This window comes from Paenibacillus sp. J22TS3 (assembly GCF_018403205.1).
In the GTDB taxonomy this organism is placed as follows: Bacteria; Bacillota; Bacilli; order Paenibacillales; family Paenibacillaceae; genus Fontibacillus; species Fontibacillus tuaregi.
On the sequence record NZ_BOSF01000001.1, the window covers coordinates 43,391 to 67,726 of the forward strand.

20 protein-coding genes and 2 pseudogenes are annotated in these 24,336 nt (G+C 44.0%); 17 read left to right on the plus strand and 5 right to left on the minus strand.

Annotated elements, in window-relative coordinates:
• Positions 1 to 9 precede the first annotated feature (9 nt).
• The 10 genes and pseudogenes from hemL (at position 10) to KJS63_RS00250 (ending at position 9,850) form a co-directional block, all read left to right on the plus strand.
• A complete protein-coding gene (gene hemL / locus KJS63_RS00205) occupies positions 10 to 1,323 on the plus strand; it encodes a glutamate-1-semialdehyde 2,1-aminomutase (RefSeq protein WP_213617445.1) in 1,314 nt (437 codons plus the stop codon).
• A 5-nt stretch (positions 1,324 to 1,328) separates the two neighbouring features.
• On the plus strand, positions 1,329 to 2,552 hold the full coding sequence (locus KJS63_RS00210) for a cysteine desulfurase (RefSeq protein ID WP_213618279.1): 1,224 nt from the start codon (positions 1,329 to 1,331) through the stop codon (positions 2,550 to 2,552).
• Position 2,553: 1 nt separating this feature from the next.
• Positions 2,554 to 3,306, plus strand: coding sequence for a type 1 glutamine amidotransferase (locus KJS63_RS00215; RefSeq protein WP_213617446.1), 753 nt, complete (start codon positions 2,554 to 2,556; stop codon positions 3,304 to 3,306).
• Positions 3,307 to 3,434: 128 nt separating this feature from the next.
• Positions 3,435 to 4,742 (plus strand): MFS transporter, encoded by a 1,308-nt coding sequence (locus KJS63_RS00220; protein WP_213617447.1) that lies wholly within the window; start codon positions 3,435 to 3,437, stop codon positions 4,740 to 4,742.
• A gap of 30 nt (positions 4,743 to 4,772) precedes the next feature.
• Positions 4,773 to 4,907: pseudogene (locus KJS63_RS00225) on the plus strand (NAD(P)H-binding protein); the annotation flags it as partial.
• Between the two features lie 189 nt (positions 4,908 to 5,096).
• Positions 5,097 to 5,591: a hypothetical protein gene (locus KJS63_RS00230; protein ID WP_213617448.1), complete on the plus strand. Its 495-nt coding sequence runs from the start codon at positions 5,097 to 5,099 to the stop codon at positions 5,589 to 5,591.
• 200 nt (positions 5,592 to 5,791) lie between these two features.
• Complete coding sequence (locus tag KJS63_RS00235; RefSeq protein WP_213617449.1) at positions 5,792 to 6,142, plus strand: hypothetical protein; 351 nt, start codon at positions 5,792 to 5,794, stop codon at positions 6,140 to 6,142.
• An 11-nt stretch (positions 6,143 to 6,153) separates the two neighbouring features.
• Positions 6,154 to 7,251, plus strand: coding sequence for an RNA polymerase sigma factor (locus KJS63_RS00240; RefSeq protein ID WP_213617450.1), 1,098 nt, complete (start codon positions 6,154 to 6,156; stop codon positions 7,249 to 7,251).
• 737 nt (positions 7,252 to 7,988) lie between these two features.
• Positions 7,989 to 9,287: a C39 family peptidase gene (locus tag KJS63_RS00245; RefSeq protein WP_213617451.1), complete on the plus strand. Its 1,299-nt coding sequence runs from the start codon at positions 7,989 to 7,991 to the stop codon at positions 9,285 to 9,287.
• A gap of 74 nt (positions 9,288 to 9,361) precedes the next feature.
• Positions 9,362 to 9,850 carry a hypothetical protein gene (locus KJS63_RS00250; RefSeq protein WP_213617452.1) on the plus strand — a complete coding sequence of 163 codons (489 nt, stop codon included), beginning with the start codon at positions 9,362 to 9,364 and terminating at the stop codon, positions 9,848 to 9,850.
• Between the two features lie 286 nt (positions 9,851 to 10,136).
• Here KJS63_RS00250 and KJS63_RS00255 read toward each other — a convergent pair whose 3' ends face one another.
• On the minus strand, positions 10,137 to 11,360 hold the full coding sequence (locus KJS63_RS00255) for an MFS transporter (RefSeq protein WP_213617453.1): 1,224 nt from the start codon (positions 11,358 to 11,360) through the stop codon (positions 10,137 to 10,139).
• Between the two features lie 143 nt (positions 11,361 to 11,503).
• On the opposite strand from KJS63_RS00255, the gene KJS63_RS00260 reads away from it, so the two are divergent.
• From KJS63_RS00260 to KJS63_RS26050, 3 genes and pseudogenes are all read left to right on the plus strand, one after another.
• Complete coding sequence (locus tag KJS63_RS00260) at positions 11,504 to 12,286, plus strand: AraC family transcriptional regulator (RefSeq protein ID WP_244862452.1); 783 nt, start codon at positions 11,504 to 11,506, stop codon at positions 12,284 to 12,286.
• Between the two features lie 159 nt (positions 12,287 to 12,445).
• Positions 12,446 to 13,351 carry a DUF3885 domain-containing protein gene (locus tag KJS63_RS00265; RefSeq protein WP_213617455.1) on the plus strand — a complete coding sequence of 302 codons (906 nt, stop codon included), beginning with the start codon at positions 12,446 to 12,448 and terminating at the stop codon, positions 13,349 to 13,351.
• Between the two features lie 706 nt (positions 13,352 to 14,057).
• Positions 14,058 to 14,138, plus strand: a pseudogene (locus KJS63_RS26050) (ApeI family dehydratase); the annotation flags it as partial.
• 226 nt (positions 14,139 to 14,364) lie between these two features.
• Here KJS63_RS26050 and KJS63_RS00275 read toward each other — a convergent pair.
• Positions 14,365 to 15,834 (minus strand): carboxylesterase family protein, encoded by a 1,470-nt coding sequence (locus tag KJS63_RS00275; RefSeq protein ID WP_213617457.1) that lies wholly within the window; start codon positions 15,832 to 15,834, stop codon positions 14,365 to 14,367.
• 245 nt (positions 15,835 to 16,079) lie between these two features.
• On the minus strand, positions 16,080 to 16,925 hold the full coding sequence (locus KJS63_RS00280) for an SPL family radical SAM protein (protein ID WP_213617458.1): 846 nt from the start codon (positions 16,923 to 16,925) through the stop codon (positions 16,080 to 16,082).
• A 241-nt stretch (positions 16,926 to 17,166) separates the two neighbouring features.
• On the opposite strand from KJS63_RS00280, the gene KJS63_RS00285 reads away from it, so the two are divergent.
• Genes KJS63_RS00285 through KJS63_RS00295 form a run of 3 tightly spaced genes read left to right on the plus strand, consistent with a single transcriptional unit; the run spans position 17,167 to position 19,793 of the window.
• Positions 17,167 to 18,051, plus strand: coding sequence for an AraC family transcriptional regulator (locus KJS63_RS00285; protein WP_213617459.1), 885 nt, complete (start codon positions 17,167 to 17,169; stop codon positions 18,049 to 18,051).
• A 54-nt stretch (positions 18,052 to 18,105) separates the two neighbouring features.
• The gene (locus KJS63_RS00290) at positions 18,106 to 19,428 is read left to right on the plus strand and encodes a replication-associated recombination protein A (RefSeq protein WP_213617460.1); all 1,323 of its coding nucleotides are present in this window, start codon (positions 18,106 to 18,108) and stop codon (positions 19,426 to 19,428) included.
• A gap of 23 nt (positions 19,429 to 19,451) precedes the next feature.
• Entirely contained in the window at positions 19,452 to 19,793 is a 342-nt protein-coding gene (locus tag KJS63_RS00295) for an MmcQ/YjbR family DNA-binding protein (RefSeq protein ID WP_213617461.1), read from the plus strand.
• Between the two features lie 505 nt (positions 19,794 to 20,298).
• On the opposite strand, the gene KJS63_RS00300 is transcribed toward KJS63_RS00295, so the two are convergent.
• Together KJS63_RS00300 and KJS63_RS00305 are read right to left on the minus strand one after the other, a co-directional pair.
• On the minus strand, positions 20,299 to 20,688 hold the full coding sequence (locus tag KJS63_RS00300) for a hypothetical protein (protein ID WP_213617462.1): 390 nt from the start codon (positions 20,686 to 20,688) through the stop codon (positions 20,299 to 20,301).
• 621 nt (positions 20,689 to 21,309) lie between these two features.
• Entirely contained in the window at positions 21,310 to 23,058 is a 1,749-nt protein-coding gene (locus KJS63_RS00305; RefSeq protein ID WP_213617463.1) for a glycoside hydrolase family 2 protein, read from the minus strand.
• A 260-nt stretch (positions 23,059 to 23,318) separates the two neighbouring features.
• Here KJS63_RS00305 and KJS63_RS00310 point away from each other — a divergent pair, with 260 nt between their 5' ends.
• Positions 23,319 to 24,233, plus strand: a complete 915-nt coding sequence (locus tag KJS63_RS00310) for an ArsR/SmtB family transcription factor (RefSeq protein ID WP_213617464.1) — start codon at positions 23,319 to 23,321, stop codon at positions 24,231 to 24,233.
• The last annotated feature ends 103 nt before the right edge of the window (positions 24,234 to 24,336 follow it).

A 24,336-nucleotide genomic window follows, 5' to 3' on the forward strand; every position in this document is an offset into this window, starting at 1 on the left:
GGAGCAACTATGAATCTCAGCACAAAAAGAAAGGATTCCTGTTCCATTGCGGCATTCGAGCAAGCCAAAAAAGTGATACCTGGAGGGGTAAATAGCCCTGTTCGTGCATTTTCAACGGTAGACTTACCGCCTGTTTTTGCGGCAAGAGGTCAAGGGGCGCGCGTGTTCGATATCGACGGCAACGAATTTATCGACTATATCGGATCGTGGGGGCCTTTGATTCTTGGACATGCTCATCCTGAAGTGGTAGAGGCGATCAAGGAAGCAGCGTATCACGGAACTAGCTTTGGCTTGTCTACGGAAATTGAAATCAAAATGGCTGAATGGATATGCAGGAGTATGCCGTCTATTGAAATGGTGCGTATGGTGAACTCTGGTACGGAAGCTTCGATGAGCGCATTGCGATTGGCAAGAGGATATACAAAGCGGCAAAAAATCGTAAAGTTTCAAGGCGGGTACCATGGGCATGCCGATGCGCTATTGATTAAGCCAGGCTCGGGCGCCGCTACCCTGGGATTGCCGGATAGTCCGGGAGTACCCGATAGTGTTGCTGCCCATACACTTACAGCGCCCTATAATAGCTTGGACAGCGTCCGCTTCTTATTTGAACAATATGGAGAACAAATTGCTGCCGTTATCGTCGAGCCTGTTGCGGGCAACATGGGGGTTATCCCGCCAGCTCCCGGATTTCTCCACGGGTTGCGCGAGATTACGAAGCAGTATGGCAGCTTGCTTATTTTTGATGAAGTGATGACGGGATATCGCGTAGGTTTTCATGGGGCGCAAGGGCTGTATGGAATCGATCCGGATCTCACCTGTCTTGGTAAGATCATCGGAGGCGGGTTGCCCGTCGGCGCTTACGGCGGTAAACGCGAGATTATGGAGCAGGTTGCTCCTGTCGGGTCAATCTATCAGGCGGGCACATTATCAGGCAATCCGCTCGCTATGGCTGCCGGATATCGAACCTTACGATTGCTTGAAGAGCCGGGAGTGTATGAGGAGTTGGATAGAAAAGCGGCCAGATTGATAGAAGGTTTTGCACAAATTGCCAAACTGGCAGGCATACCGCTAAAAATAAACAGGGTGGGCTCTATGTTTTCAGCTTTTTTTGCTGAGCAGGAGGTTGTTGACTACGATACCGCCAAACGTTCGAATATGCAGTTATTTAAAGCGTATTATGCAGCCATGCTGGAGCTCGGTATTTTAACTGCCCCTACACCTTACGAGGTAAATTTCGTCTCGGCAGCTCACTCCGACGAGGATATCGAAAAGACGATCAGCGCTTATTATCAAGCATTGATTAGGATCAGCAACAAAGGGTGATAATTCTGAATACTTCTAACATAAGAAAACTGTTCCCCATATTGGGCCAAAAAGTTAACGGCCATCCGCTCGCCTACCTGGATAGCGCAGCATCGGCTCAAAAACCGATTCAGGTCATTGAGACCTTGAAACACTATTATGAACGAAATAACGCGAACGTCCATCGAGGCGTTCACACGTTAGGTTCGCGCGCAACAGATGCTTATGAAGGAGCGCGGGCGAAAGCAGCCCGCTTTATCCATGCAGAACGGGTTGAGGAAATTATTATTACGCGCGGGACAACTTCATCTATTAACCTTGTGGCCAGCAATTATGCACGAGCGGTATGCAAAGAGGGCGATGAGATTGTCGTCTCCGCTATGGAGCACCACAGCAATCTTCTTCCTTGGCAGCAAGCAGCAAAGGCGACAGGTGCAGTGTTGAAATATATACCGCTGCTGGCTGACGGAACATTTTCAATCGAAGCGGCGGAAAAGACGATCACAGATCGCACGAAAGTCGTATCTGTTTCACATATTTCCAATGTATTGGGTGTTGCCAATCCAGTGAAGCAAATCGCGGCAATCGCCCATAAGCATGGGGCGGTCGTCATGGTAGATGGAGCGCAGAGCATTCCCCATATCAAGGTGGATGTGCAAGAGCTGGATTGTGACTTTTATGCCTTTTCGGGACATAAAATGTGTGGGCCAACCGGCATCGGAGTGTTGTATGGAAAAAAGGCTTATCTTGACCAAATGGAGCCGATCGAATTTGGCGGAGAAATGATCGCGGATGTGGGTCTGTTTGACGCCTCTTGGAAGGAACTGCCGTGGAAATTCGAAGGGGGGACGCCAATTATCGCAGGCGCAGTTGGCTTGGGTGCGGCCATCGATTTTCTTGAGCAAATCGGCTTGGATGTTATCGAAGCGCATGACAAGCAATTGACCAGCTATGCGGTAGAACGAATGAAACAAATCGATCATTTAACGATGTATGGTCCGGAGGAAGGTCGGTTTGGCTTGGTGACGTTTAATTTGGACACGATCCATCCGCATGATCTGGCTACGGTGCTGGACACGTATGGCGTAGCGATTCGTGCCGGGCATCATTGCTGTCAGCCGTTGATGAGACATTTTGGAGCCAGTGCTACGGCCCGTGCCAGCTTTTATTTATACAATACGGAAGAGGATGTAGAGCAACTGCTTTTTGCACTGAACAAAACGAAAAAATACTTTAGGGAAGTGGAATAATATGAGAATTCATTACTTGCAGCATGTTCCATTCGAATCGCCTGAACGAATATCGGAATGGGTTAAGGACAAAGGCTATGAGTTAACGGGCACTTTATTATACGAAAGCACGCATTTCCCACTTCAGTCGGAGTTTGATATGCTCGTCATTTTGGGCGGTCCGATGGGAGTGTACGATGAGGAGAAGTTTCCATGGCTTGTCCGCGAGAAGGCGTTTATTAAAGAAACGATCCGGCAGCAGAAGATGGTACTCGGCATATGCTTGGGCGCACAATTGATTGCAGAAACGCTTGGCGGGAAAGTATATAGCAATCGGTACAAGGAAATTGGCTGGCATCCTGTAAAAATGACGGCAGAGTCTCAGAACTCTGTAGTTTTTAAACAGTTTCCGCAGGAGTATGTTCCTTTTCACTGGCATGGAGATACGTTTGAATTACCTGATGAAGTTAAGACGGCTGCAATCAGTCTTGGCTGCGCTAATCAGGCGTTCGAATACAACGGCCACGTGATCGGGCTGCAATTTCACCTGGAGAGCAGCAATGACAGCATCAAAAAGCTGATTGAACACTGCGGTGATGAAATTGAACCAGGCACGTATGTCCAACTTCCGGATCAAATGATGGATCAGACGTCTTTCCTGGCTCATTCGAATACCATTTTGGTACATTTACTCGATACATTGGATAAGAACAATCGGGCTTCTAATAAGGGGCAAGATTTGGTTTATAAGAAGAGCAGCGGGGAAGTGATTTAACTTCCAGGAGAAAAGGAAGGCTTACAATTACTAAGTTTGTGGAAGATGAGATTGAATCTTATCTCACGAAGCTATTCGAATACTATAAATCATACCAAGTCCAATTCCTATAGAAAGAAGCTAATTACATGAGAAATCGAAGAACCAACAGCTTTAGAGTACCAACGATGAGCCCATCACCTGAGAGTGTATCTCCCATACCAATCCTACCAAATGGCAAAGAGTATGAATTGAATCGTTGGCTATGCGTTACAGCACTTTTTATGGCATCCCTAAATCTCAGACCTGTTGTTTCATCTATTGCACCTGTCTTGGCGAACATTCAACATGACCTTGGCCTAAGCGGCGCTGTATCCAGCTTACTCGTTTCTATTCCGGTGTTATGTATGGGAATACTTGCTCCGTACTCTGTAAAATTGAGTGAAAGACTGGGGGTTGAGCAGGTCATCACCTTCTCCTTGATGCTGATCGGAGGGAGCACATTTTTACGCCTGTTTATCCATTCCGCTTCATTGTTATTTTTCACTACATTGTTATCCGGTGTGGGTATTGCTATGATGGGACCCTTGTTATCCGGTTATATTAAAAAGCATATGGCTGACAGAGCACCCTCCATGATTGCAATCTACTCAATGGCTCTAGCATTGGGTGCTGCACTTGGTTCAAGCCTTACTTCGCCCTTGCATTGGAAGCTTCATTCGTGGCAAATGTCATTATCGGTTTGGGTGATACCTGTCATTCTCGCATTGCCGCTATGGTTTAATGTACTAAAGCGACAGCCTTCTAGCTCTAAACTGAACTCAACCGTTTCACACAGAAAATCGTTAGAACTACCTTGGCAAAAGGGAAAAGCATGGATTCTAGCTGTGCAATTCGGAATGTTATCTCTTGTATTTTATTCCCTTTTAGGTTGGCTTCCCTTAATCCTTATTGGAGCAGGTGCATCCAAACTTCACGCCGGGCTTATGGTTACCTTGTTCGCATTGATACAAATTCCGAGTGGTACCGTTGTGCAGCAGCTTCTTATAAGACATCCTTCAAGACGAAATTGGCTCATCGTATCCTCCATGATTCAAGCTGCTGGTCTGTTACTTATTTTCTTTTCCACTTATTTATGGCTTGCTGTGTTAATTTGTGGTTTGGGATCGGGTATGCTGTTTGCACTGCTCAACTTGCTTCCGGTTGAACTGACTACTTCGCCTGAAGAGGCGGCCTCATGGGCGGCTATGACTCAGTGCATAGGCTTTCTGATTGGAGCGTCTGGACCATTCTTAACTGGTTATTTGTATGATCGTATGGGTCATTTTAATACAGGAATATTGGCAATGGTATTCATCTCTATTGCAATGGGAATTCTATCCCTAACTATGGTGTCTAAAGAAGATTCATTGGTTTATCAACAAGATAACAGAAAATATCAAAAGAATAGAATGTAAAAATGAACCTGGAGGTCTACATTTATGTGAATTTTCGTTGCTGGGGCAAGTGGTGTTATTGGAAGATTGTTGCTGCCGCAATTAGTACAGACTGGACACGAAGTTATTGCCATGACGCGGAAAGAAGGACAAAGAGAAGCCATTGAACAAACAGGAGCACTTCCTACTGGGGCATGAATCCATTTGTGACAAGGAAGGATGTAGATTGACACAAAAGTAGCCCCTTGAACGGCAAGATTAGAACAATTTACTCTTATAGCCGAGGACACTAGTAATCAATATAATATGAAGCACTCTTCTAGCTTAAACGGGAACACCACGGAAATTGTCCCACTTTCTCAAAGAGTAAGTCAAATGGGGCTACCTACTGGTGATGGTTTTACGTATGTTTTTTCAACATATATCCCCAGTACTCAAGCAGTGAGGGATTGGCATTATCAGAATCTTGAAATATACCGCTATCAAAACTCTACTAATGCTCCGGGATCGATTCAGTATGAACAACAAAACACCACATCTGGTAAGTGGAATGTATCAACTAACATTAGTGGAAAATCAGAGATCAAAGTACCGTTTTTATCTAAAATTGAAGTTCAAATTGGTGGCTCATGGGGCACGGAAAGAGGATGGACTAAGAATGTAAAATATGGCGCCGTTCAATCGGTATCATCAAATACAACAATCTATTTAACAAATTATAAAGTTGCGGCTAATTCAAGCGGGAAGTTGCAATGGAAAAAATACTCTTCATCTGGTACTCAGGTAGGAGTTTATGAGGAGTCTGCTGAGGGATATGCAGTATCTTTGAGTGATATTAATATTGAAGTTACAAAAACAGAGCCTAATTAATACGATAAATAGACGCAATTGATTTGATATCAGATCAATTGCGTCTATTTTTTACAAAACCGTGATTACTGGATAAATATTTGTCGGGGGACAAGAACATGGTCCCATAGAAAGTGCTCATGCGTGATTTCCGAAAAGGTAAAAATGTGTGGTTGTGGATATTAAGTAAGATTGAGTTATTATCGGTAGAGGTGATTCTATTGAAAGTTGAACATAGAGAGTATGCAGAAAAAGTTTTAACTCATTTATTTATTGGAAGTCAATTGGATGGCATTAAGTTCGGTCTAAGTCCCGCTACGCTTTTAATACGCTTTGAACACTACGAGGACAATTCTCCGGATCAACTTTGGCTTAATATTGAGTCGAAATGGGATCTATACCCCAAATACACCAATGACTTTCCTGATTCTGAAGGCGAAATGAGGGAGCTTTCAGAAGAAAATGAGTATAAAATGATTTTTGAATTACGCAGAGAAAAAGTGACAAATATAAAGCTTGGCAAGCTTGTTCCTCACCTATATATTAAGTTTGAGTCAGGGCAGTTTCGTTGAAGTTGAATCCGATGGTTGCAGATGATTTGACTCAACAGGTTTTTTTAAAAGCTGTCGAGAACCTTCACCGATTTCAAGGTAAATCAAATTTATTCACGTGGATATTCAAGATTGCTCAGAATGCAGTGAAAAACGAATATCGAAGGTTATCGCGAAAAAAAGAATCTCCGTTTGATTTTACGGGATATGAATCACAGTCGATCCCCCTTGAATTTACGAAGTATGTTGATTTTCGAATTGATATTGGAGTTGCGCTAAAAAAGCTAGATGAAAAGGACCAAGAAATCATTGCACTACGTTTTTTTGTGGACTGCACATTGCTTGAAATTTCTAAGATCGTAGGGATGCGTGAAAGTGCAGTAAAAAACAGACTCTACAGGGCCCTGGAAAAACTTAAAAAGGAACTGAAAGAATGGGGAGGTGTTACGATCATGTCTATTCAAAATTTAATTTCAATTGTTAATAAGAGTGAAAACGAGGGTTTAAATAACCGGCTAAATAAGGTACACCATGATCTGTTCAATGAACTAAGTGATCATATTGAACGAATCTCGTTAAAGTACAATTATCATCCATCACGTAAAGTAACTATTGAAGTATATCCTGATTTGCCATCGTTTCACCAAGCGGTCGGAGAAGCAGATGCTCCGAATTGGTTCATGGGTACCTATGAAGGAAGTATTCTTAAGATTGTATCTCCATTAAATCCAGGACCGGAGCATACCTATCAATCAATTCTCAAAGGAACAGTTCATCTGTTCACCATGTGGCTAATAAGTGAAATCAACCCGACGGCCCCAAAATGGATAAGGCTGGGGATTGGTGGATATGAAGCCAAACTGATGACTCAGGATTATATTGAGAGTACAACGAAAGAGGCTATTCAACATTTAGCGATCCCAACGTTCGAACAATTAGATAATGATACCTGGGATTTCGATACAATGAAAGGTTTTCAGTTCTCGTATCTATTCGTGAAGTTTGTTGTTCAACAATATGGAATAGACCATTTAAACAAATTGATCCGTAACCCTCAGGATTTTAATGGTATCTTTCAATGTTCCGAGAAGGAATTGCATCAGAAGATGGTTGAGTTTATAAGTAAGTAACTCATACAAAAGTGTATGTTGGGTATTAAACCGGGCATTTTTAATTGACTGGATAGGTATTTTACCAATTTTCATTGTTCCGATTCATCAAACTAACGGGAAAACGATAGCTCAATAAAAACAAGAAGCCAGCCGATCATTTTGACCAGCTGGCTTTATTCAACTAACGGGCAGGATATATTCCAGATTTTTTATGATAGGATGTCCGAAAACGATGTAGATTGACACAAAATTCCCCTTATGTTAAACGGTAGCGACACTGATCTTCCCTTATATTTCGTGGAGGTGTTTGTTTACGTAGGATAGACCTTAAAGTGTAAATTCACCATAAGCTGTTGTATGGAAAGTAAATATTTATTACAAACTAGAAGTAAGGGAATGTATGGGACAATGATTTAGAAATGGCTTCATCATCATCGATGGACAGCCCCTTGAACGGCAAGATTAGAACAATTTACTCTTATAACCGAGGACACTAGTAATCAATATAATATGAAGCTCTTCTAGCAGAACGAAGCGGGATCTATATCCGCTTCTTTTTTGTGTTATTTGCCCTTAAAATGGAAAACCTTGAATTTATTACAAACTAAATCACGCGACCATTGTTATATTATGTGAAAAGGCATTCATTATAGCAGGGGGGGTGAGATATATGAACAGATGACAAGATGGACTTTACTGCTACCGAAAACGCATATTTGGCGGCTTTTAAAATAATATATGAGGGAGATCAAATTATGAAACGAATTGCAGAAAGTCTCGGAGTTATCTTAATTAAAAAGGTTGCTCTTCTAGCAGTTGCTTTTCTATTTCTTTTTGCCTCCAGCGGTGTTTCCTTTGCGAGCAACGATCTGTCTCTTGGAAATACCAAGCTGCTTAAGCAAACAGATGTCCTGAAAATTGTACAAACCAACCTAGAGGGCTACATGAAGAATGACCTCCAGACGCATGATAAGAAGCTGACTGCTTCCAAGGATTTCATTCCCTTGTACGATTTAGATCATAACCTCTTTGCTTACATGGTCCCATTGCTTGAAGAGGGCCGAGAGATCGGATATATCACCGTTGGTGCCATTGAAGATGGCTATGCTACTTACGAGATAAATATCCAGGATAAGGCTCTCAGTGAAATTAAGGCCAAGCTGAAGGACAAAGCAGCTAAGTCTAATGGCAAGGGCGAGGTTGTTTTTATTCCCCCATTAGACTATCTGATTAAAGTGTCGGACCAAGGTCAGGATTTTTATTTTGATCCAGCTAAGGGCTCCATGGATGTCACAGATAAAGTAAAGCAGACGAAAGAAAAGTTAAAGGAAGACTTTAAACGTATTCGTAAAGTAGAAAACAAGAAACACATAAGCGACATGTTGGCACAGACAGTCACTACAGCTTCGGTCACGCAAGAAGACGTGGCTCTAACGGTCGAGCGTAACTATGGTATGTTTGTTCCCGTCGAATATACCACAAACACTTACAGCTACGGCGGAGACCAGAATTGGTACGATACCACGACTAAGAAGGATAGGGGTTGCGGCCCGACCGCCGCAGCTAATCTAACAAATTACCTTGCCAAGATTAAGGATCCCGTAAAATATGGAAAATTGTATGTTGGTAATACAAATTCCAAAACGGATTTTGTGGCCCACATGGATAAGCTATACTCTTATATTGATCCTGGTATGTTTGGCGAGACTTCAGGAACTGACTTTACCTCAGATGTCGAGAGATTCGCTAGGGACCGTGGAGTTGCCCTTAAGGGGGTAACAAACTCTGCCTCGTTTACTCTTGATAATGTTGCAAATTATATTAAAGCCGGTCTGAACATTAATTCACCTGTCGCTACACTTAACACCAAAAAATGGTCCGACTATGAATATGAGTGGCATTGGATGACGATCACAAAGTATTACCGCGATGTTAATGACAATCGTTGGATCGCCGTATCCACTTGGGGTCAGCGGCGCAGTATTGATTACCGCGTCCATTTTGATGCGATGGCTAATGGATGGGTAATGGGCGGAGTGATGTATTTCCAATAAAATTTACTATAGAATAAGGATAGGTCTATGACTGCCCATGGATCTATCCTTTGCATTTAGAGGAGGTGAGCCTGATGAGTAAAATGGTGCCGGTCGTGGTAGTAATCGTCTTTTTCTTAGCCGGCTGCATGACCCACAGAGCTATATCCACGGAACAATTGGATGACTTTAAAAAAACGGTGTTTTCTGAGCATAAGGACATTTCTGATCTAAAAATTCAAATGGCTCCCACTCAAATAGAGTTCAATTATTTTCTAAATCGTAAGGCAGATAGGGAAGCTGATAAAGACGTCTTTATCAAGACAAAAGCGCTTATTCTTTCTCCAGATTTTCAGAAAACCGTGATTGAGGAGTCTTATTTCAAACATTATTCCAAGGACAATCGACGATATCCCGACATCCACATTCGTTTCTTCGGCGCTCAAAAAGAAAGGTCCGATTTTGAATATACAACCTCTTATTATGGACCGGGCGTGGAGGGAGAGAAGGAGCGGCCGATCGACGGTTATAGGACGTGGTATTTTAATGATCTTAAGACAAAAGGTGTTCCAGTAACCCAATGATCTCGACTCCAGATTCATTAAGCTAACGGGCAGAATACTTCCAATATGTGTTATACAACTACATGTTTTGAAGGCAGAAATGGTAGAACAAATGCTTTAATAAATACAGTCTGACTTGAATACCAGTATCATTCTATCGGGAGAATATAGTTTCGGCAGTCGACCACGTGATCGACTACCGTTGTTGACGGTCAGAGCGTATTTAGAATTCACTTAACTTCGAACACGGTCTGCAAGTGAAAAAACCAATTTAATATACTCCAGTCGAGATACCTGTATCGTCACTTTATTCACGAATCAGCTTGGCATCCTTGGGCAGCAGAAATGCAAACACTCCAAGCAACGGCAAATAAGAGCAAAGTTGTATAACGTAGACCACGTTCGTCTGGTCGATCATCCAACCCAAAACTACGGAGCCGAGTCCCCCCATACCGAAAGATAGACCGAAAATGAGCCCTGCGATCGTTCCTACTTTGCCCGGAAGCATCTCTTGAGCATACACGATAATGACGGAGAAACCCGACATCAGGATGGCTCCAACGGCCAAACAGAGCAAAATGGAAACTACAGGACTGGCATATGGCAGCAGAATCGAGAACGGCGCCGTACCGAAGATTGAGAACCAAATGATCTTCTTCCGTCCAAAGCGATCGGCCAGCGGGCCGCCAAGCAACGTTCCTAGCATGCCGGCAAACTGGAGAGCAAATAATGAGAGTTGAGCTTTTTCAAGCGGAAGATCGTATTTTTCCATATAGTAGAAGGCATAATAACCGGTCATACTGGCCAAGTATACGAATTTGGAAAAGAGAAGCATGATCAGCACACCGAGCACGAAAACTACAAAGCTTTTACTATGCTTATCCTGTACCTTATTAGCAATACGGCGCTCTGTTCTGGCCGTTATTTGGAGATGTTGAGCATACCATCTAGCGACGTAAGCCTGAATAAAAATGCCGGCTAAGGCCAGAAAAAGAAACCATAGAAAACCCAACTGCCCCTGAGGGGTTATGACAAAAGCAACCAAAAGCGGCGCTAACGCCTGTCCCGTATTGCCGCCGACCTGAAACACCGACTGGGCGAGTCCCCTGCCCTTACCTGCAGTAAGGTGTGCAACACGGGAAGATTCTGGGTGCAGGATCGATGATCCGATACCAATTAACGCTGCTGAGACAATTAGCATGGTCAAGCTGGACGCAATAGCCATTCCCCCCATACCTAACAATGTAAATAGCATTCCCAAAGGTAGTAACATCGGCATTGGTCTGCGGTCAGTGTAAGCACCGATCAAAGGCTGAAGCACAGACGCTGTCACGTTGAGTGTAAATGCGACCCAACCGATCTGGGCAAAGTTCAGCTTCATCGAATGCTGGAAAAACGGAAAAACAGCGGGAACGACCGATTGCATCGCATCATTTAATAAATGCGCAAGACTGACACCGATCAGTAGGACCGCGGAATGTCGGCCGACTGTTTTTTTCTCAACGGCAGTTGAGGTTTTTGTTAACGACATGCGTATCACCTATTTCTTTTTGTTACTCATAATATCTAAGAACCTGGAAGAAGTCCTCGCGATAATTGCGCTTTATGAGAGCATTTTTTGATATAATGGGTCTCAGGTGATTTCAGATGATTGTACAAATAACTACGCCACAGATGGAATTTTGGCGCATCGGAGGGCAGTTTTCCAATCTGCCTCACGCTCATGAGGGCGAGTTTCAAGTGACCGTATCCGTCAACGGGACATGTTTTTTTACACAGGCGAATAAGGAGTATATGCTTTCCGGCGGCAGAAGTATTGTTCAGCATCCGCTCGAAAATCATTACTTTAACATAGGGCATGATGCGGAGGTGCTTATATTTAGATTTGGCCGCAGCAGCTTGAAAGAGGTCGCCCCTTACACGGAATTGGAGTTCGCCATTCGTCAGGAGTTCGATCCGGCCACCATAAGTGGGTATTTCCGCCGGTGGATGGGGGCGTTGCTGGAATGCGATCTCACCGATCGCATGGCGCAGGAGGAGACAGAGACAGAGGTGCTTCAATTTTTACTTGGCTCCCTCGTCGGGGGTCACGTAAATACTTCCAAAACGTATTGCGACCTACCGGTGGGGACCTTTTCATCCGATCCCTACCTGAGACAAGTGCTTGAATATATTCACACACATTACTCGGACGAAATATACATTGATGAATTGGCATCGATCGCATTGCAGAGCAGGTTCCATTTCATACGTTCGTTTAAAAATGCCATCGGCGTGACACCATACCAATACGTGCTACGCCTGCGAATCGAAGAAGCCATGCGTCTGCTCGAACGGACCGAGAAGTCTGTGATAGACATTAGTTGCAGCCTCGGCTTCTCGAGCCCAAGCCAGTTTTACCGTGCATTCGCGAGATCGGCTGGTATGACTCCAGAGAAGTATAGGAGCTCACTATAAAAAAAGATTCCACTAATGGGAAACGATTGTTCAATGAAAAACGAAGAACGGCAGCTGGTCAAATGGCTGCCGTTTTCTCAACTAATGAGCAGGATAGTTAAATGATGTTGGTCAGTCAGATATAGTAAAATGACGCTTAAAAGCGAAGGGAAATTTTCAGTGAATATTGTAAAAGAAATCAGGGCTCAAGGTCCTTATATTCGTTTTGAACTAGGACTCGAAAATTTAATAGATGAGGCGTATCGGTACGAAAGTATTCGTCGCGCTAGTACCATCTATCGTTCAATTTTCGATCCTGAAGACGAAGTGATATTTATGCATCGCACCAGCTATGGTACGAATGAAAAACGAATCAGTAAGATTCGATTAAAGCGTTTCTTCCTAACGCGATTGAAGCAAACGAGATCGTGTACTTTGCCGTATGAGTTTGATGAGTCGGATGACGAGATCTACACTAAAGAATGGACAGTTGAAGTTATAGCGAAAGAAATCCGAATGCTGTATGTACTTGAATCAATTGAAAATGCCAACTTCATGCGTAAACCTAGCGCTGGAGGTCAGATTTACCTATATAACAAAACAAAAGGCATTTTGTTTCACATGTATGACGATCGCGGCTGTGATGTCTACAGTTCCGACATAGGCACTCTTTTGCCTTTATACCATTTACATCGAAAATGGATTTTGGATTATAACCGATACGAAATTGACAACCTATTCGGCGAAGGACTTGCCGGTATAATTGAAACGGACGAAGAACGAAAGAATCGATGGGAATTTAACGACAAAAAAATAACTCATTCCGGAATTAATCTTAGGGAAGTTAATACCTGTCACATATCACATCATTTCGAGATTCCGTTCGTAAACGCCAAAGAATTTGCAAAAGAAATCGCGCTATCGTCATTTTCGATTCAGCAGATTTCCAAAATGGATGACAAGATCAGATTTATAGCTACCAAAACGCAAGCCTTAGCGCTTATTGATTATCAAACACACCTCATGAGTATGTACGGTAAAAAATTTGGGACTTATGCCGGTTGGAGCTTTGAAAAAACATTTTGATTCAGGTAGTAGGTAGCTAAGACCGGAGGAAGTTGCCTGGGTGAATGAAGAAAATGATCTCGAGAATTATAAGCATGAAGCAATACTTCTTCTAAAGGTGCATTACCTAACGGGGAAACATTAGTTGAATTAAACAAAGAGCAGTTTGCCTCGGCAGATTTGCTCTTTGTTTCGTTAAGCAAAAGGGCAGTAGAGTTCAAAGCACACGAGAAAAATTATTGTTACCATTAAATCACGAATTGGATATAAATTCCAAAAACCATCTCGATGATGAAGATAGTAGTTACAGTCGGGTGTGATTTAGCGAGTAAGTAGAGGGGGATTCTGCAAATGAATAACGTCGCCAACTATTATCAAATGATTGACGAAGCTTCAAGATTCTCAAGAAACTCCAGAAAAATTGAGTTTTTGACAACTAACTTTGTCTTGGAAAAGATTCTACCTTATTGAAGCGATTAAAGAGAAGTGCCATAAAAAATGTCTAATGACACAAAGTTACCTACAAACTAATTTTGATGAAAGCCTGATGCATCAGGCTTTTTTTGTTTTATGTTGGTACATTTATGTCATAATAAAATGCACAAAAGTGCCTACATTGTAGGATTATGACACAAAACTGCCTACATTCTGGCGGAACTAACGTTAAGAACGTTGGAGGAATCAGCATAACAGTACCTAGGCAATTCATTTTCTGATGGATGGGATTGTGGCTTTCAATGAACCTTATTTCCTTGATCACTTTCCCGATTATCCTGTCATGCCTGGAGTCTTGATTGTAGAAGCACTGAACAGGTGGTGGTATCGCTTTGTCCAACGTAGAGAGCAATACCATAAGATAGAGTTACTATGGACTTGCTGCTTCAACAGGCCACATTTTTCCTTATCTCGGTGCTTGTGGTCATAGTCAATTTCCTGGTCAGGAAGCTGTTCTCACGTACTGCCGGCGGGGCCGCCGGCGATACTAAGTGAGTTAAGTTTGATCGGTGCGCGACCCCGTGCACGTTTGGGGTTGTTCAGGGCCGTTCAATGCCCGCGAAGATGCGCAGGACTTCGGCGGCATGGGTGGTAGGGTCGAATGGCGGGTTGCCAATCCCATGTGTGATAGGTTCCGTGGTCACGGAGTTCCAAAGCCGATCGTGTTTGCCTGCGGCAAAGTCGAGGAGGGCGTCGCGGACGAAGGTATCTCGTATGGCTTGCTCGTCGCTATGTCGGGGGCGCTGCTGGCCAACGATGCCGTACATCTCCGTGCCGTGTACCGCTGGCGCACCCTCGACAGGGCCAACGGCGAGCAGATGGGCGTTGCCGCCTGCAGCGGAGTGGGCGAGTGCCGCACGGGCGGCGGGTAGGGTATAGATGTAGTCGGTCAAGAGCGCCCCGCGTACTTCAACAGGAGTGCGTCCGTTGACGTCGTAGGCGGCGACGATGCGCCGAGCACGGCTTCGAGGGATCCGCGACTTCGTTACCAGCTCGTTAACGAGATTGTCGATGCTGCCCGGGTCGAACTGCTCGGTCGCGTTGATAACCCACCAGTCCACCTCGTTCGTCGCCGTGCTAAAGAGAATCTCGACGTCGCGATGACGCCCGGATTCGAGGACACGCAGCGGCGTGTCTAAGAGAATGGCCCCGGGCTGAGAGTGGTCGTTCACGATGCCAATAGTCGTGTTGTCGATGCCGTTTCGGTCGCCGATGTCACGTGGGCCAACCTTAACGAGCGTCTCGGCGAGGAGCTTCCCATCCAGGGTGAGCAGTTGTTCGGGATCGTCCGCGATGCCAAGTTCGGTGAGAAACTTGTTCGCTAGTTCTTCAGCCCACCAGACCGGGACGATCCTAGATGCGCCGCCGGAGAACGCAGCGAGGCGATGGTAGAGGCCGTCGGCCAACGGAGCTGCGAGGAGCGCTATCGAAGAAAACGCGCCGGCGCTGTGGCCGGTGACGGTGACGTTCTGAGGGTCGCCACCGAAGCGAGCGATGTTCTCCTGCACCCATCTGAGCGCGGTGATGATGTCCTGCAGGCCGAGGTTAGTGGCGTCCGCGAACGCGCCACCGTATTGGGAGAGCGAGAGCCAACCGAAGGGGCCGAGCCGGTAGTTCAGGGACACCCCAATGGCACGGCCGGTCGCGGCGAGGCCTGAGGCGTTCGAGGTGGTCTGGGTGTTTGCGCCGCGTTCGAAGCCTCCACCGTAGATGTAGACGATCACGGGGAGCAGTTCGTCTCCAGCGTCTTCCGGTGCCCAGACGTTGAGGTTCAGACAGTTTTCGCTTAAACCGTTGTCGGCCTCTAACCAGCTATTGTCACCGGGTTGCAGCGGTGCGGGGCCCTTTTGGACGTATGGCAGATCCGGGTTGAACGGTAGCAAGATGGGGCGACGGAAGCGTTCTGTGCTGGCGTAGGGGATGCCCAGCCAGGAACGGACCGCTTGGGCAGAGGTATCAGTGTTGTTCGTGTGATGATTCTTTCCGTTGAGAGTGTGGTCAGGTTTCATTTGTATTTCTCCTTTCATAGATGAAGCGGTATGATCATTTTAGGCCATTATTTATAACAAGGAAAGGTGAAACTTAGACTTGATATGACATATTTAGGACATGTCAGTCAATCCCATCTACCTTAGAGTGATTAAGGATGCTGTGTTGGTGTGTATACGCCCAACATGAGGGAAGATCTCTTGAAGGCAATATTCATTCGATTAAACGGCTGTTGTGGACCAATTAGCCATTCATATTCACCCGCTTATTCAAATACTTTCCCTTTTAAGGGATAAACTTTATCGGAAGAAATAAATATCATTTCTTCCGGAAAAAACTTTTTAAAGTACTTTTCCACTCTAAGATGTATATCCATTTGATACCATCCGGACAACTCGTTCTCTTTAAACAAAAATGGCATACCTAAACGCTCAGAACGTTTCCCCCTTGTTCCATCTCCAATGTTAAGTGTGTCGATGTAGATCCGATCAACGATAGACTCCAGTGTTTTAGGAAAATCGGGTGTGAATGGAAGTACAGGCGAAATGGAAGCTTGGGTAGCGATTCCTACGTTATTCAATTCTTTTAATGCCTTTAAGCGTAATTTAATACCCGGAGCATGGGGAGCGAACAATCGTTTCATATCTTCCCGATCTGTTTCTATAGTCATGGAGACAAGGACCTCACATTTTTGATTTAGTTCAAGTAATAGATTAAGATCCCTTACGACAAGAGGACTTCGTGTTTGGATCTGAAGGAAATCTGGAGGGTATTTGACCATTTCCTCTAAAATAGAGCGTGTTAGCTCCGTCTTCCGTTCCAGGGGTTGATAGGGATCTGTTGCAGTAGATAAAAAAAGATTAATGGATTGATTTCTTCGGCGGAGATTGACCATCTCATTTCGATATTTGTCGGCCGCATTTGTTTTGATGGTTACCCATTCTCCCCATGGAGTATCACTGTACCTTTGAATAGGCATTTCTCTAACGTAGCAATACCTACATCCAAAAGCACAACCACTATAGGGATTTAATGAATGTGTGAACCCAACACTTGAATCTCCTTTCATTTCAGTTAAGATTTTTTTTGCTATTATGCTGTTAACCTGCATGTTAGCCTCCTTTATTTTGGATGCCGATACTCAATTAAGTTAAAAAGCTATCGGATCGATCACTACAAGTAACGTGAAAATTAATTTCGGGACAATAAACCGGTTTTGTTTCATCCCAGTATTGTGATATGATCATTTTAGGTCATTAGTAAGATCTTATGGAGGCAAAAAGGGGATATTTAATGATATTTTACGGACATTTTAATTCATCAAATGCTTTTAGAGGAGGCTAGTGTAATCGTTGGATTCATTCAAACAGAAAAATACAATAAGACCTCTTAAATACAAACCCGTGTTTTCTTACCCATACGATCTGGAGATTTTTAGTGTATCTTCTCTCAAAGAGCGAACCCCAGAGGAAAGCATGAAAATCACTTATCGTTATGAATTTTATATGCTCATTTGTGTCACCGAAGGAAGGTGTACTCAATGGGTCGATTTTGAACCCATCCCTTGTAAGGAAGGAACACTGATAGTAGTAACACCAGGACAAGTCCATAATTTTGGGCACGATGAAAACTGGGACGGATGGGTTATTCTATTCCGTGAAGAATTCCTTCTTCCTGCTTCACTTACGTTGAGTGAACTGAATTTAACGTTTGATATTGGAAGAGCGCCTAATTGTTCGACTTTAAATAATACAGAGCTGCATCGGGCAATCACTTTAATAGAGCAAATGGTTCAAGATTCTTTAATTCAAGTAGCCAAAGAGGATGTTCATTTGTTGTTACGCTATCAGCTTTATGCATTCGCAGCTTGGCTCAACATTATTCATAAACAAAAAAATATCCCTACTACTTCTCAGGTCTCACAAAAGTTTTTAAAATTTCAAGAATTAGTGGAGAAAAATTATGCCAAGTTAAATCATGTTAGTGACTATGCCGCCCTTTTAAATTGCACAGAAAAAACTTTAACACGGGTTACAGTCGCAGCCGTTGGAATAAGCGCTAAAGCTTTCATATCAGCTCGAATTAGTCTCGAAGCTAAGCGTTTGTTAATGCATACAGATTACTTGATTAGCGACATTGCAGAAATGCTTAACTTCCAAGAAACTACTCACTTTAGTAAATTTTTCAAACGAGAAACTGGCTTGACGCCTGTAGAATTCCGAAAGCAGAACCTTTAATTATATATTTTTAATCAGGCCTAAAGTATTTGTTGTTCAAAAGGGAGTGATACTGTGATACAAGGAACATTATTTGATAATGAAATTGATCGACCGTTGGCTAATCGTGTGCGTCCTCAATCATTGGAAGACTTTATAGGACAAAAACATTTACTTGGCCCTGGAAAGGTTCTGCAAGATATGATCAAAAATGATCAAGTATCATCTATGATATTTTGGGGCCCTCCTGGTGTTGGCAAAACAACGCTAGCTAAAATCATTGCCCATCAAACCAAGTCTAAGTTTATTGATTTTAGTGCAGTAACCAGCGGTATTAAAGAAATCCGAAATATAATGAAAGAAGCTGAGGAAAACAGGAAATTAGGGGAGAAGACCCTCTTATTCATTGATGAAATTCATAGATTTAATAAGGCACAACAAGATGCCTTTCTCCCATATGTGGAGAAAGGGAGTATTATTCTCATCGGCGCGACAACCGAAAATCCATCGTTTGAAGTTAACTCAGCCTTGTTATCTCGTAGCAAAGTTTTTGTCCTTCACCAACTAAGCAGTGAAGATGTTGTTGAATTATTAAAAAAAGCGATTTTGAATCCTAAAGGATTTGGAGATCAAAAGATAGGTTTAGAAGAGGGCGTACTTTCTGCAATTGCAGAATATTCAAATGGTGATGCCAGGGTGGCATTAAACACCTTAGAAATGGCTGTACTTAACGGAGAGAAACAAGGTGAAACTATTGAAATTAGCAAAGAAGGGCTGCTACAAATTATTCATCGAAAATCACTTTTGTATGATAGAGACGGGGAAGAACACTATAATATTATTTCCGCACTGCATAAATCCATGCGAAATAGTGATGTAAATGCATCTATTTATTGGTTGTCTCGAATGTTGGAATCAGGTGAAGATCCTTTATTTATTGCCCGTAGGCTAGTTAGGTTTGCAAGTGAGGACGTGGGTTTGGCAGACAATAGGGCGTTAGAAATCGCTGTTTCGGTGTTTCAGGCATGTCAATTCATAGGAATGCCAGAGTGCGATGTGCATCTAACACAAGCCGTTATATATCTGACCCTGGCTCCCAAATCGAATTCTGCTTACTTGGCTTACCGCTATGCGAAAAAAGATGCCCTACATTCCATGAGCGAGCCTGTTCCCTTGCAACTTCGGAACGCTCCAACAAAGCTTATGAAAGAGCTGAACTATGGTAAAGGGTACCAGTATGCCCATGACACAGAAGAAAAACTAACAACGATGCAGACTATGCCAGATTCCCTGATGGGACGCGAATATTACCATCCGACAACACAGGGATCTGAATTTAAAATTAAACAAAGAATGGAAGAAATTACAGCATGGCATAAGAAAAGCAGCAATCAGTAATAGACAGATAGGAGAATACCAAAATGAAATTAGAAGAAATCGTAGAATACTGTTTGTCTTATCCAGCCTCATATGAGGATCATCCTTTTGGAGATGGTTGGACAGCCATACGCCACAAAGGAAATGAGAAAATCTTCGCGTTAATATTTGAAAAAGATGGTCATCTTTGCATTAACTTGAAGTGTGATCCTGAACGGTCTGAATTCCTTCGAAACGCCTTTGAAGAAGTTATACCCGGATATCATATGAGTAAAGAACATTGGAATACGATCATTTTAGATGGGAACCTTCCGGAAGATGATCTTCATGATATGGTAAAACATAGTTTTGACCTAACGAAACCTAAACATAAATTGAAGTCTTAAAAGATCAGGGAGTTCTTATCTGCACATTATTCATGAGGGTGTGGAGCTAACGGGATACGATTGTTCAATGAACCAGCGACAGTCTAGAACTTTATTTTCCCGTCCTATGCTGTCACTGTATCAATTTCTAGGGCCAGTCCAAAACCTTATTATATGGAGTCTGACGGAATGCTAGATTGATCCTGAGTGCAATTCATACTTCTAGTTTCAAGGTACTAAATCAATGGCTATAATTTGGCGCGTTTGAGCATTTATTGTGAGAAATATATCAATTCCTTTGTCTACAAAGTAGGCTAATACAGGTGAAGACTTTAAACGATCATGTAGAAACCAATTCGTTGGAATAATAGGGTAAAAGCCATTTTTAGAAAGAATAGTTTGACTAATATATTCCCACGTTGGATCAAATGTATTGTCTAACATAAAATCTGAGACTTTGATTGGTGATGCTATTACTTTGTAGCTTTCTATCTTATTAGCAGGTTTTTCAAAATGTATTTCTTCTTTAGAACCAAACAGTTCTAATACCGTAAGGATGCAAAGTGTATTTTGAGTACTTATCTTTTAGCAGTTGAAGTGTTTCCTGCTTAATGTTCCTCGCGTTGTACTCGTAAGGGTTTTGATTAATCGTTGCAATTCGAACATCTTTGAAATGGATAAGTAACTGATCTTTTGTAATAGCATTAATATCATCATTTTCTGTGATTGGGAAAGTAAAAACAGTATTTGGGGCTTTAAGAGCAGATGTAAGAAGAATAAAATCGGCTAATGGCGAAGTATCAAGAACATGTGAGCAGGTATTTGGCAAAGTTACCTTTTGCATGAATAAGTCTACATTAGGTTTTTTATTTAGTTGCTCAAGATGATCATCCGTTACTTTTTGAACCCACTCCATATAAAATATTGCTCCTTTCTCATAGAAAAATAGAGGGGAGTTGTCAGTAGGAATTGACAACTCCTCTGTTGTATTAATAATTTAAGGTATAACCGGCTGCTTTTCCAGCGCTCGCACCATACACAGCTTTTCTTCCTGTTATGGTACCTCCTAATTGTTTTATTCGTGTCTGTACAATTAATATTAAAAGGAAGAAAACAAGCGAGCCGGGGTGGATTTGTGTCATTTGTGTAGGAACATTTGTGTGTCATTAGACAAAGAAGAAGGACAATAAGAACATTTACATATGTACAAAATACGGGTTTTGTGAATATGTACAATAAAAACGGAAGCCAACATCTACATTGTCTAAATTGTGCATTATTTTTCCTGCAGCCCTCATCATCAGAAACAATTCGTCAATGACTATTACAATAGTTTAAAGTCAAATCTCTCGTTGCCACTGAACCAAATCACTATAGAGCTCACTTGATTATTTTCTAAACTGCAATAAATATTTATATTCTTATAACATCTAAAAGCCAATTTCCGTTATTAGGAAATTGGCTTTTAACTCTTGTATTTGCATACGAAAATCAGGAACATCCAAACCTACTTAACCCACCAACTTAGGAGTACCTCTCACTCCTCAATAGCCGCTTTGCGGGAATTGATGCGGCGAATCACCTCCGGATCGAACTTCTGGCGCCGGTCGTAGGTATACAGACCGTTCACTTCCTGTTCCACGTCATACAGCTGGGTATAACAAAATCCGAACATCATCGGATGATCGAGCAGAGCGTTCGTCAAGCCCTCGTATCGCTTGATGAACTCCTCTTCGGATGCCGGCCGGTCCCCGTAACCCCAAGCCTTCTCTTCCTTTTGACCGGGGTTCCACCAAATGCCGCCGTATTCGCTGATGAAATATGGTTGCCCGCCATACGTCTGCCGGTCTGGGAACGTGTTATACACCTCTCCGCCGGTTTTCATCGGTTCATATCTGGCCCGGAACGTTTCCGGATCTTGATCGTAATCATGCAGGTCGAAAATATCCGTCACGACGTGGAAGTTGCCGCTGGTATCGATCACCGGGCGTGTCGGGTCCAACCGTTTGGTCATCTCGTACACGACGTGCAGCACCTCGTTATCCTGCTTGGCGCCGTCCCGGTCCCAAGTCTCGTTGAACGGGCACCAGCCGATGATCGCCGGATGATTGTAATCCCGCTCAACCCCTTCAACCCACTCGGGTAAGAACCGCGATAAGCTTGTGGTCGTGGTAATGTCGAGTCCCCAGTTGGCATGTTCGCCCCAGACGAGATATCCAAGCCGATCAGCCCAATACAAAAAGCGCGGCTCGAACATTTTCTCATGCAGTCTTGCCCCATTGAATCCAAGACCCATCGAAATTTCGATATCCTTCCGCAGATCCTCATCTGAGGGTGCGGTATAAATGCCGTCCGGGTAAAAGCCTTGATCCAGCACAAGCCGCTGGAACACCGACTTCTCATTGATCCGGAACGCCATGCCATCCAGCCGCACCGTGCGCAGCCCGAAATACGAATCAACCTTATCAGCAGCCAGGCCCGGCCGTTCGAGCGACAGCTTCAGGTCATACAGCCGACCGTGGCCCGCCTCCCACAAATGGACTTCCGATAAAGGTATGGCCATCTTGACGCATCGCCCTTGCACCCGGGCCACAGCTTCGCCGACGGCTTTCCCGTCATACAAGGCGGAAGCCTTCAGCTCGGCCCCGGCAGCGTTTCCGATGACCTTCACTTCCAGGTGTGCGCATGCATTAGCCGGATCGGCCACTACCTTCATGTCCGACATATATGCTTCAGGCACCGATTCAATCCATACCGTTTGCCAAATGCCAGTCGTACGTGTATAGTCGCAGCCATGCGAATGGAAGCGCTCACTCTGCTTGCCGCGCGGCTGACGTCCCGAGCGGACATCGTCCTCAGCGTAGACGGTTACCACGTTGACACCTTCCGTGACATGCGGGCTTATATCAAAGCTAAACGAGGAATACCCGCCGCGATGCATGCCAACGGAAGCCCCGTTGACCCATACCTCGGTTTCATAATCAACAGCACCGAAATGAAGCAGAACTCTGCCCTTCATCCAATCCTTAGGCAAGGTGAATTCCCGCTTATACCAGACCGCAGCCATAAAGTCCTTGTACTCCACACCAGACAGCTTGCTTTCTGGACAAAATGGAACGGTGATCGTTCCTTTTAGATCATGTTCCGGTTGATGATAGCCGCGCTCTTTCCCGCTTTTGCCGTGATCAATTTCGAATTGCCAGGCGCCGTTCAAATTCAGCCAGTGGTCCCGCACCCATTGCGGACGAGGGTATTCGGGACGGGGAATCGTGATCGTGGGTTCCATAGTAAAAACTCCTTTTCCCATGATTTGATAATTCAGAGTTAGCTTTGCGTATTGCGGTGGTTCACCTTCAGCGGCGCTTTACTACATTTGCATTCCCAAACATTCATTTTTTAGTTAACCAATTAGTTAATAATTAACCTATGAGATCTCACGTAAATATTAAATTAACCGTTAAATTTAGTCAATTATTTTCTTGTTTAGTTAATCAGATGGTTATAGAATAGATACAAAACAACTTATTAGATAACATCGGGGGCTCTATGGAAATTAAAGTAAGCCAGGAAAATTTGCCGTTATTCATGGCGCTGGCATCAGAGACGCGTATTCGAATGATCGAAATGCTCGGCAAGGAAAGCCTAAATATAAAAGAAATGGCGCAGAAGCTGAATCTCTCCTCTGCGATCGTGACCAAGCATGTACAGCAGCTGGAGGAAGCGGGCATTCTTCGCACGGAAATTACCGCTGGCAAGCGCGGCATGCAGAAGCAATGCTCCCTTCGTCTGGAGCAGGCCTCGCTGGTCTTCAAAACCGATGAAGACCGCCCGTCCGAGTCCCAGCAGGACGGCTACGACGTGGACATCCCTGTCGGGCAGTATGCCGACTGGCAGGTCAAGCCCACCTGCGGACTCGCCTCCGAGGCGAAGCTGATCGGCATGCGCGACGACCCGCGGTATTTCGCCGAGCCCGAGCATGTCAAGGCCCAGCATATCTGGTTCGCCAGCGGTTATGTCGAATACCGCATTCCGAACTACGTATCCGGCAAGAACCATATTAGCTCGCTGCGTATTTCTTTGGAAATTGGCTCAGAAGCACCAGGCTATGCCGAGGATTGGCCGTCAGACATTACGTTCCTACTCAATGACGTTCTCGTATGTGTCTGGACCTCTCCGGGTGATTTCGGCAGCGTGCGCGGGAAGCTGACCCCTTCGTGGTGGGAGATCGGCAGCACCCAGCACGGCTTGCTGAAAACACTGCTCGTCACCTCTTCAGGTACGTATATGGACGGCATGCGGATGTCCGATGTAACGATGAAGGATATTCCGATCCTGCCTAGAGAGGAAATCCGGTTTCGCATCCTCTCCCCAGAGGATGCTCGTCATGCCGGCGGCGTCAGTCTGTTCGGCAAGCACTTCGGCAACTACGAGCAGAATATCCAGGTGCGGATAAATTATTAAGTAAATGACAAATCAGGCCAAGCAGCATGTTCTATAAAAACATGACCGTTTGGCCTGATCTTGTTTCCTTGTTTGTCTTTAATAACTTATTCCTTGCCCATCA